Here is a 9,283-nt window from a genome sequence, read left to right on the forward strand (position 1 = left end):
AGGCTGGCTTAGACCGGCTTGAGCATCTCGTGAGGCAGGGGCGGGAGGATCAGGCGAATCGCATCGCCCGGCGTGATGCTGCCGCCCTGGCGCACGACGGCCATGACGCCGGCCTTGCGCACCAGCCCGCCCTCGGCATCCCGCCCGAGCGTTGCGGCCGTGAGCCCCTTCTCGTGCGCGTCGAGCTGGGCGCAGGGATTGCGCAGCCCGGTCACTTCCACCATCGCTTCATCTCCGATGTGCAGAAGCGCGCCACGCGGCAGACCGAGGAGATCGATCCCACGGGTCGTGATGTTCTCGCCGAGCGTGCCTGCGGAGACGGTGAAGCCGCCGGTGACAAGTTCGTCCAGCAACTCACCATGGATCAGATGGACCTGCCGCAGGTTCGGCTGCGTCGGGTCGACCTTGACCCGCGACCGGTGCTTCACCGTGACGCCGGCATGCGCGTCGCCCTCGACGCCGAGACCTTCCAGCAAAGTGATGCTCGGGGCCGTCTGCTTCGAGAAGGCATGCACCGCATGGACTGCCACTGCGAAAACGCGGCCATCTGCCGGTTCCGTCGCTATCGGCTTCCCCGCAAAGAGGGTTTCGTCGGTGCCGCTCATGGGAACAACGGCAGCTGTTCGATGCCGAGCGTCTCTAGCAGGCCGTAGGCGACGTTGAAGTTCTGGATCGCCTGGCCGGCCGATCCCTTCACCAGGTTGTCGAGGGTCGAGATGACGATCGCCCGGCCGGGAATGCGGTCGGGCACGACGTTGACGACGACATAGTTCGAGCCGCGCACCATCTGCGTCTGCGGCAGGACGCCCTCTGCGGCGACGGTTACGAAGGGCTCGGCGGCATAGGTCTCGACCAGCTGCTGGCGAAGGTCCGCTGCCGTCCGTCCCGCGGACAGACGGACATAGCTCGTGCAAAGCTCGCCGCGGCTCATCGGAATGAGATGCGGCGTGAAGTTGACGCGGAGGTCGGCGACATCTGCGGCCTTGCCGATTTCCTGCTCGATCTCCGCCATGTGACGGTGTTTGCCGACGGCGTAGGGGCTCATGCCCTCGCCGGCCTCGCAGAAGAGGACGTTCTCCTTCGGGCTGCGGCCAGCGCCCGAGACGCCGGACTTCGCATCGATGACGATGTCCGTGACGTCGATCAGGCCGGCCTTGGCCAGCGGCAGCAGGGCCAGCAGGACAGCGGTCGGGTAGCAGCCGGGGCAGGCGATCAGGCGCGCGTCCGCGATTTCGGCGCGATAGTGCTCGGTGAGGCCGTATACCGCCTCCGGCTGGATGTCGGTGGCGACATGGTCGAGCCCGTACCATTCCTTGTAGGCGGCGGGGTCGCGCAGCCGGAAGTCGGCCGACATGTCGATGATCTTCACCTCGGGATAGCGCTCGAAGATGCCCTTGGTGATCGCCTGCGTCGTGCCGTGCGGCAGCCCGCAGAACACCGCGTCCACCGCGCCCCAGTCGGCGTCGTCGACCTTGACGAGATCCGGCAGTTCGATGTGCGAGAAATGCGGGAACACCGCCTTCATCGGCTTGCCGGCATGGCTGTTGGCCGTCAGCGCGTTAATCTCGATGCCGGGATGGCGAACGGCGAGGCGCACCAGATCGGCGCCGGTATAGCCGCTCGCGCCGAGGACGCCGATCCTGATCTTCTTCGCCATGCCACTCTCCATCGCAGCTATTTCAGACACTTGTCGCCGGCCGCGGAATCGTTTCGTCAGCCAGGTGAATCATTCTCTCAACTGAAGAACAGGCAGGCAAAGCCTACCCCGCCTTCTGCTCCGCCAGGATCCCCAGCACATAGAGAGCCACGGTCGCGCCCGCCACCGCGGTGATGTCGGCATGGTCGAACGGCGGCGATACTTCCACCACGTCAGCGCCGACGATCGGCAGATGCTTCAGCTTGTGCAGCACCGATAGCATCTTCGCGCTCGACGGACCGCCGGCGACCGGCGTGCCGGTACCCGGCGCGAAGGCGACGTCGAGGCAGTCGATGTCGAAGGTGAGGTAAACTTTTCGCCCGCCGGTTCGCGCTGCAATGCGCTCGGCGATGGCGGACGCGCTGAGGTCCTCGACCTCGTTGCCGTGGATGATTTCGAGCCCTAGCGTCTCCGGGGCGTGCGTGCGGATGCCGATCTGGATCGAGGTGTCCACATCGACCAGCCCGTGCTTCACCGCCGCGGTCAGGAAGGAGCCGTGGTCGACGCGCTCGCCAGCGGCCGAATGCGCCAGCGGCCAGGTGTCCTGGTGCGCGTCGAAATGCACCAGCGACAGTGGCCCGTGCTTGGCGGCATGCGCCTGCAGGAGGGGCCAGGTGATCGAGTGGTCACCGCCGAGCGTCAGCAGGAAACCGGTCTCGGCAAGCAAGGTCTCCGCTTCCGCGCGCATCAATTCGTGCGCCGTCTCGGGCGTGCGGTAGTCGAGCAGGCAGTCGCCATAGTCGACGACGCTGAGCGTCTCGAACAGGTCGCGGTGGAACGGGTATTGCGGATCATTGTCGAAGATCTGCGACGCCCGCCTCAGCGCTGAAGGTCCGAAGCGCGTGCCCGGCCGGTTCGAGACCGAGGCGTCGAAGGGAATGCCCCAGACGGTGACGTCGGCTCCTGCCGGCGTCTTCGTCAGCTTGCGCCGCATGAAGGAGGGAATGCCGGCATAGGTCGGATCACTCGCCGCGCCGAGGGCATCGGTTGCCGTGAAGGCGTTGTCGATCGATTTGGAAGCCATGGCAGATCCGATGATGTGCGTCAGTTGCGGCTGCCTAGCGCATCGGGCGGTCATATTGAAGGGCGGATCGCTTCCGGCGGCGCGACGCCGACGCTCGGCCGTCTCGACTATCGGCGGGTAGGCCAACGCCTTTTGCCGTGCAGCACCCTTGTGACCGCGACCCAATCGCCGAAGACCTTGTAGATGAGGACGTAGGGTGTGCCGGTGATGACGAGCTCGTGCGTCTTGACCACCCGTCCACGGCGACCGATGTGGGTAAATTGCGCCAGGCACCCGACATGCCGGTCAATCTTGTCGAGGAAGGCCGTTGCAGCCGAAGGGCGTTCGCTCTGGATCGCCGATACGATGTCCAGAAGATCGACGCGCGCCTTCTTCCACCACTTAACCCGCACGCTTCTTGGCCTCGGCCATCCGCGTCTCGAGCAGTGCCCTCGCTTCGGCCATCACCGTTTCATGCGAAACGAACTCCGCGCCCGGCTCCGCCATCTCGCGCAGGCCCTCTTCGACCTCGTGTCGGAACCAGGCGTCATATTCGGGCGTCTCGGCCTCGAACTGCAGGAATTCGTGAACCAGCTGTTCCAGCATGGCCGCGCGGCCGTGGCCCTTGGTTGCGGCGAGGGCGTCGAAGACGGCGAGCGCCTCGTCGTCGAGATCGACGGTGAAGGTCACGCTGGGCATGCGCTGCTCCTTGTTCGCGTCGGGCGAGGATAGCACCGGTCGGTATCCAGGAGAACACGGCGTTCGGTCAGCCGGACAAGGATGGCGCTCGTCGCAGGTCCGCTTGGTTCTGACCATAGAAAAAGGGCCGGCATGACTGCCGACCCTTCCAAAAGTAAAATTCCAGGAGTGCGAAGCTTAGCGCTTCGAGAACTGGAACGAACGACGGGCCTTGGCCTTGCCGTACTTCTTGCGCTCGACGACGCGGCTGTCGCGGGTCAGGAAGCCACCCTTCTTGAGCACGGCGCGAAGGCCCGGCTCGTAATAGGTGAGGGCCTTCGAGATGCCGTGACGGACGGCACCGGCCTGGCCGGAAAGACCGCCGCCGGCGACGGTAGCGACGATGTCGAACTGGCCATCACGGGCAGCGGCGACGATCGGCTGACGCAGCACCATCTGCAGCACGGGACGGGCGAAGTACGCCGCGAATTCCTTGCCGTTGATGGTGATCTTGCCGGAGCCCGGCTTGACCCAGACGCGGGCGACCGCGTCCTTGCGCTTGCCGGTGGCATAGGCGCGGCCGAGCTGGTCGATCTTCTGGACGTGGACCGGGGCTTCGACGAGCGTGTCGACGGTGCCGAGGCTTTGCAGCGAATTCAGATCGGCCATTATGCAGCCCTCCGGTTCTTGGGATTCATCGCGCCGACATCGAGGGACTCAGGGGTCTGCGCGACATGCGGATGCTCAGAACCGGCGTAGACGCGCAGGTTCTTCAGCTGCTGGCGGCCGAGCGGGCCTTCCGGAAGCATGCGCTCCACGGCCTTCTCGACGACGCGCTCCGGGAAGCGGCCTTCGAGGATCTGCCGCGCCTTGCGCTGCTTGATGCCGCCGATGAAGCCTGTGTGCCAGTAGTAGGTCTTGTCGGTGAACTTCTTGCCGGTGAACACCACCTTGTCGGCATTGATCACGATGACATTGTCACCGTCGTCGATGTGCGGGGTGAAGGTCGGCTTGTGCTTGCCACGAAGGCGGAGGGCGATGATGGAGGCGAGGCGGCCGACGACGAGTCCTTCGGCGTCGATCACGATCCACTTCTTCACCACCGTCTCGTTCTTCTGCGAGAAGGTTTTCATGGGGTCTACCCTTGGATGAGCGGCGATGCGGCAATCCGGGGGACCGCCAAACGAAAAGCGCGGCCCCTTGGGGCCGCTCTCTGTGACGTGTGTGTAACGACAGGGGGGGCTTTGGTCAAGATGGCTGAATGCCGCTTAAGACGGGTATAAGTCAGCAGAATCAATAACTTGATGTATGAGGTATAATAGTACCGTAAAGAAATGTGGCGCCTGTCGATGGGCGTGGCCGGCGGGATCGTCTAGAACGATGCGACGACACCAGCACGCGAGACCGACGACATGGCCGATATCCTGTCCCATCCGACGACGGCAACGTCCTCCGTCGCGATTGCCCGGCCGCCCGGCATTCACCGCATTGTCCTGTCCAACCCGCCGGCCAACGCGCTGTCGATGGCGACGATGGCGGCGCTGATCGAGGCGCTGCGTGCGGCGGCCGAGGACCCGGCTTGCCGTGTCGTGGTGATCGCGGCCACCGGCTCGGTGTTCTCCGCCGGCCACGACCTCAAGGAACTGACTGCCCACCGGCGGGACGCGGATGGCGGGGAGGCGTTCTTCGCCGAGGCGATGGCGCGCTGCGCGGAGCTGATGCAGGCGATCGTGCACCACCCCCGCCCGGTCATCGCCGAGGTCGCGGGGCTCGCCACCGCGGCAGGCTGCCAGCTCGTCGCCAGCTGCGACCTCGCAATCGCGTCGGAAGAGGCGGCGTTCTGCACGCCGGGCGTCAACATCGGGCTGTTCTGCTCGACGCCCGCCGTTGCGCTGTCGCGCAACATGGCGCCGAAGCATGCGATGGAGATGCTGCTGACCGGCGAGACCATCGACGCCCGCTCGGCGCGCGACTTCGGTCTGGTCAACCGCGTCGTGCCGCCGGAATATCTCACCACTGTCGTGCAGAAATACGCCAACACGATCGCCTCGAAATCACCGCTGGCCGTATCGCTCGGCAAGGCAGCTTTCTACCGCCAGGCCGAGCTGCCGCTGGCGGAAGCCTATGCCCATGCCACCGGCGTCATGGTCGAAAACCTTCTTGCGCGCGATGCCGGCGAGGGGATCGGCGCCTTCCTGGACAAGCGCAAGCCGGTCTGGACGGGCGAATGAGCGGGCCGCTGCACGACAGTGGATCCTCAGGCGACCCGGCCAGCCCTGCCGCTGACCCAGCCGGCCTCGTCAGCGACCGGGCCGGCATCGCGGCCCTTCTCGCGGGCGTGAAGGTCATCGCGCTCGTCGGGGCCAGTCCGAACGAGACGCGACCTTCCAACGGGGTGATGAAGTTTCTTCTGTCCCGCGGCTACCGCGTGATTCCCGTCAATCCGGGGCAGGCGGGCAAGACCCTCCTTGGCGTGACCTGCCACGCGACCCTTGCCGACATCCCCGAGCCGATCGACATGGTCGACATCTTTCGGGCGAGCGAGGCGGTGCCGGGCATTGTCGACGAGGCCCTGGCGCTCGTGCCGCGGCCACGGGTGATCTGGACCCAGCTCGGCGTCCGCCACGACGCTGCGGCCGCAAAGGCGGTGGCCGCCGGCATGACGGTGGTCATGGACCGCTGCCCGAAGATCGAGCTGCTTCGCTAGCTGCCTGCAGAGTTTTGTCGCGGCTTTTGCCGGGAGTGTCCTGCACGAGAACACCGCGCCGTCGCCCGATCGCCCACGATACCGCGGGCGGGGCCTGTTTCCTGAGGACGAAGCGGCGGACGGGCTTTCCTGATGCCGACAGAATGGGCTTTGTCGCCGGGCGCGCTGGAGTCACACTGGCGGTCGCGAAAACCAGGGAGGACTTCATGAGCTCGACACCCGGCTTCGATACGCTGGCCGTCCATGCCGGCGCCCAACCCGATCCCGCCACCGGCGCACGCGCCACGCCGATCTACCAGACCACATCCTTCGTCTTCGACGACGTCGACCATGCCGCCGCGCTGTTCGGCCTGCAGCAGTTCGGCAATATCTATACGCGCATCATGAACCCGACGCAGGCGGTGCTAGAAGAGCGCGTGGCTGCGCTCGAGGGCGGCACGGCCGCACTTGCCGTCGCCTCCGGCCATGCCGCGCAGCTCCTGGTGTTCCATGCGCTGATGCGGCCCGGCGATGCCTTCATCGCCTCGCGCCGGCTCTATGGAGGCTCGATCAACCAGTTCGCGCATTCGTTCAAGGCCTTCGACTGGCATGTCGCCTGGGCCGACCCTTCGGACATCTCGACCTTCGAGGCGGCGATCACCGACAGGACGCAAGCGATCTTCATCGAATCGATCGCCAATCCCGGCGGCGTCGTCGTCGACATTGCAGGGATCGCGGAGATCGCGCACCGGCACGGCCTGCCGCTCATCGTCGACAACACGCTGGCCAGTCCCTACCTCTGCCGGCCGCTGGAGCACGGCGCCGACATCGTCGTCCACTCGCTGACGAAGTTCATGGGCGGGCACGGCAATTCGATGGGCGGCGCGATCGTCGACGGCGGTACCTTCGACTGGTCGGCCAGCGACCGCTATCCCGTGCTGTCCACGCCGCGTCCGGAATATAACGGCCTCGTCCTGCACGAGAGCTTTGGCAACTTCGCTTTAGCCATCGCCTGCCGGGTGCTGGGCTTGCGTGATCTCGGGCCCTCGATCTCGCCGTTCAACGCCTTCATGATCCTGACGGGCATCGAGACCTTGCCGCTGCGCATGCAGCGCCATTGCGACAACGCGCTGGCAGTGGCGGAGTATCTATCGAGCCACGACAAGGTTGGCTGGGTTTCCTATGCCGGCCTCGCCTCCGACCCCGGTCATGCTCTCATGCAGACCTATTGCCCGAAAGGCGCGGGCGCTGTGCTGACCTTCGGGCTGAAGGGCGGGTACGCGGCGGGCGTCGCTTTCGTGGAGTCTCTGGAGCTGTTCTCGCACCTCGCCAATATCGGCGACACGCGCTCGCTGGTCATTCACCCAGCGTCGACCACGCACAAGCAGCTCAGCGACGAACAGAGAATAGCTGCCGGGGCCGGGTCGGACGTCGTGCGGCTGTCGGTCGGGATCGAGAGCATCGAGGACATCGTCGCCGACCTCGCGCAAGCGCTGGCGCGGACCTGATGCCCGCGATTTCCTATCCGTTTGCCGGCATGCGGCGAAAGCGCCGCCAGGCCGACATCAGCCGCTCGGCATAGATGCCGAGAATGCTGGCGACGACGATGTTCGACGCGAAGAAGGCGAGGAAGGTAAGCACTGCCTGACCCGACATGGCGATTGTCCCGCTTGGGAGTAAGCTTTTCTTCTAGCCACTGAGCCTTGCTCGCGGCTGACGTAACGGAAGATATTGAGGAGTTTTGATGAAGCTTGTGATGTTCGACGAGACCGGCGTCGCTGCGGTCTCCGATGCGCCTTCCGCCGAAAAGGTTCTGTCCGGTCATCCCCAGACCCGAACCTGGAACCTCGAGGACGACGGCGCCGGGCTCTACGCCGGGATCTGGGAAGCCACCCCCGGCGAATGGACGGTGGAATACACCGAATGGGAGTTCTGCCACATCATCTCAGGGCATTCTGTTCTGACGCCGGAGAAGGGACCTGCACAAACCGTCAGGGCTGGCGACAGCTTCATCATCCCGCGCGGTTTCAAGGGAACCTGGGCGGTGATCGAGACAACGGTGAAGCATTACGTGATCAAGGAGTAAGCGACGGCCTGTCTGGCAAACCGGCCCCTTGCAGCGACCCCCACAGCAAAACGCCCACCCTTGAGGGGGTGGGCGTTTTGTTCAGCGAACTGGCTTGTTCAGCGCTCGACCTCGATGAGGATCTCGTTGCGCTTGAGGAAGCCCGGGGTCCACGGCGGGTTGTAGAAGGCGTATTCCGGGTCGCCCTTCTGCGTCAGGTTTTCGTCGGCGATGTAGTTGTAGAGCAGCATCAGCTTCTTCGACGCGAGCGTTGCCGAGAAGTTGCCATTGAAGCGGATGGCGACGACGCGCTTGGACGGGACTTCCTTCAGCTTGACGTCGTCTGACGCGGGAGCAGGCAAGGTCGCGACCGTGTGCTTTTTCGGCATGACGAAGCGGATGGCCCAGCCCTTGGTCTGACCCTCATTCTCCGACAGCTGCTGGAGGACCGGCGAGGTCATCGGGATCTTCTTGCCATTGCGGTTATTGGCGAAGATGTAGTCGGCCAGCGTCTCGAAACCGATCCGGCGGGCCTTCTCGTGGTAGCCACTCTTGATCGTCTCGGCGACGACCATGCCGTCATAGTCGCGGACTTCGATGTCACCGTCGTTGCGGACCGTGTCGTAGTCCGGCTCTTCGGTGTGGTCGGAAACCTTCTTGGTGACGAAGTAGGCCGCGCCCGCCAAGGCGAGGACGCCGCCGCCGATCAGGACGGTCGACAGCCCCGGGCGCTGCCGCAGGAAGTCGAGGCCCTGCTGCGCTTGCATCCCGCGGCGAAAGCTCTGCGGCCGCGGCAGGCGTGGATCGGGAAGGCTGCGCGAGAGGCTGGAAAGGCGCGAGGTCGGGATCCGGCTTGCGATCCCCGACAGCGCGCTGCCGACTTCCGGCAGGCGGTCGCGAACGGAGCGGTAGGAGCTGCGTGCATCCTCGGCGCTCGGTACGGACCAGTTGGTCAAAAAGTCCGGCACATAACGGGAAGAGGAATGACCCGGCAGGTTGCGCTGGATCGAGCGGCGGACGCGCTCGGCCGTCGACGGGGTGAAGCGGTCAGCGACCTGCTGCTCCAGTTCGACGATCTTGTCGCCGATGTCGCCGATCGCGTCATGGATACGGTCGTAGGCGCTGGACTTGTCGCGGAACATAAGCATCTCCTGG

Annotated in this window: 13 protein-coding genes; 4 read left to right on the forward strand and 9 right to left on the reverse strand. The window is 65.2% G+C overall.

Annotated elements, in window-relative coordinates:
• Window positions 1–8: 8 nt before the first annotated feature.
• The 7 genes from ACZL02_RS04505 to rplM form a co-directional block, all read right to left on the reverse strand.
• Window positions 9–605 carry an MOSC domain-containing protein gene (locus ACZL02_RS04505; RefSeq protein ID WP_472938962.1) on the reverse strand — a complete coding sequence of 199 codons (597 nt, stop codon included), beginning with the start codon at window positions 603–605 and terminating at the stop codon, window positions 9–11.
• Window positions 602–1,657 carry an N-acetyl-gamma-glutamyl-phosphate reductase gene (gene argC, locus ACZL02_RS04510; RefSeq protein ID WP_472938963.1) on the reverse strand — a complete coding sequence of 352 codons (1,056 nt, stop codon included), beginning with the start codon at window positions 1,655–1,657 and terminating at the stop codon, window positions 602–604. Before argC ends, ACZL02_RS04505 begins: the two co-directional genes overlap by 4 nt.
• A 103-nt stretch (window positions 1,658–1,760) precedes the next feature.
• Window positions 1,761–2,720, reverse strand: a complete 960-nt coding sequence (gene speB / locus ACZL02_RS04515; protein ID WP_472938964.1) for an agmatinase — start codon at window positions 2,718–2,720, stop codon at window positions 1,761–1,763.
• A 107-nt stretch (window positions 2,721–2,827) separates the two neighbouring features.
• Window positions 2,828–3,112 (reverse strand): type II toxin-antitoxin system RelE/ParE family toxin, encoded by a 285-nt coding sequence (locus ACZL02_RS04520; RefSeq protein ID WP_472938965.1) that lies wholly within the window; start codon window positions 3,110–3,112, stop codon window positions 2,828–2,830.
• Window positions 3,102–3,398 carry a hypothetical protein gene (locus ACZL02_RS04525; RefSeq protein ID WP_472938966.1) on the reverse strand — a complete coding sequence of 99 codons (297 nt, stop codon included), beginning with the start codon at window positions 3,396–3,398 and terminating at the stop codon, window positions 3,102–3,104. The genes ACZL02_RS04520 and ACZL02_RS04525 overlap by 11 nt, the downstream gene beginning before the upstream one ends.
• A gap of 177 nt (window positions 3,399–3,575) precedes the next feature.
• Window positions 3,576–4,046 carry a 30S ribosomal protein S9 gene (rpsI, locus tag ACZL02_RS04530; protein ID WP_472931662.1) on the reverse strand — a complete coding sequence of 157 codons (471 nt, stop codon included), beginning with the start codon at window positions 4,044–4,046 and terminating at the stop codon, window positions 3,576–3,578.
• Entirely contained in the window at window positions 4,046–4,510 is a 465-nt protein-coding gene (gene rplM, locus ACZL02_RS04535) for a 50S ribosomal protein L13 (protein ID WP_472938967.1), read from the reverse strand. Before rplM ends, rpsI begins: the two co-directional genes overlap by 1 nt.
• Before the next feature lie 279 nt (window positions 4,511–4,789).
• Between rplM and ACZL02_RS04540 the strand changes: the two genes are divergently transcribed.
• The 3 genes from ACZL02_RS04540 (at window position 4,790) to ACZL02_RS04550 (ending at window position 7,571) form a co-directional block, all read left to right on the forward strand.
• Window positions 4,790–5,608, forward strand: a complete 819-nt coding sequence (locus tag ACZL02_RS04540; RefSeq protein ID WP_472938968.1) for an enoyl-CoA hydratase — start codon at window positions 4,790–4,792, stop codon at window positions 5,606–5,608.
• Between the two features lie 86 nt (window positions 5,609–5,694).
• Window positions 5,695–6,084, forward strand: coding sequence for a CoA-binding protein (locus ACZL02_RS04545; protein ID WP_472939113.1), 390 nt, complete (start codon window positions 5,695–5,697; stop codon window positions 6,082–6,084).
• A 206-nt stretch (window positions 6,085–6,290) separates the two neighbouring features.
• Entirely contained in the window at window positions 6,291–7,571 is a 1,281-nt protein-coding gene (locus tag ACZL02_RS04550) for an O-acetylhomoserine aminocarboxypropyltransferase (protein WP_472938969.1), read from the forward strand.
• A gap of 13 nt (window positions 7,572–7,584) precedes the next feature.
• Here ACZL02_RS04550 and ACZL02_RS04555 read toward each other — a convergent pair whose 3' ends face one another.
• Window positions 7,585–7,719, reverse strand: coding sequence for a hypothetical protein (locus tag ACZL02_RS04555; RefSeq protein WP_472938970.1), 135 nt, complete (start codon window positions 7,717–7,719; stop codon window positions 7,585–7,587).
• An 85-nt stretch (window positions 7,720–7,804) separates the two neighbouring features.
• On the opposite strand from ACZL02_RS04555, the gene ACZL02_RS04560 reads away from it, so the two are divergent.
• The gene (locus ACZL02_RS04560) at window positions 7,805–8,149 is read left to right on the forward strand and encodes a cupin domain-containing protein (protein ID WP_472938971.1); all 345 of its coding nucleotides are present in this window, start codon (window positions 7,805–7,807) and stop codon (window positions 8,147–8,149) included.
• 98 nt (window positions 8,150–8,247) lie between these two features.
• Here the strand turns inward: ACZL02_RS04560 and ACZL02_RS04565 are convergent, their stop codons facing one another.
• Complete coding sequence (locus ACZL02_RS04565; protein ID WP_472938972.1) at window positions 8,248–9,270, reverse strand: SOUL family heme-binding protein; 1,023 nt, start codon at window positions 9,268–9,270, stop codon at window positions 8,248–8,250.
• Window positions 9,271–9,283: the final 13 nt, after the last annotated feature.

It is taken from the genome of Mesocryomonas fontinalis (genome assembly GCF_055730125.2).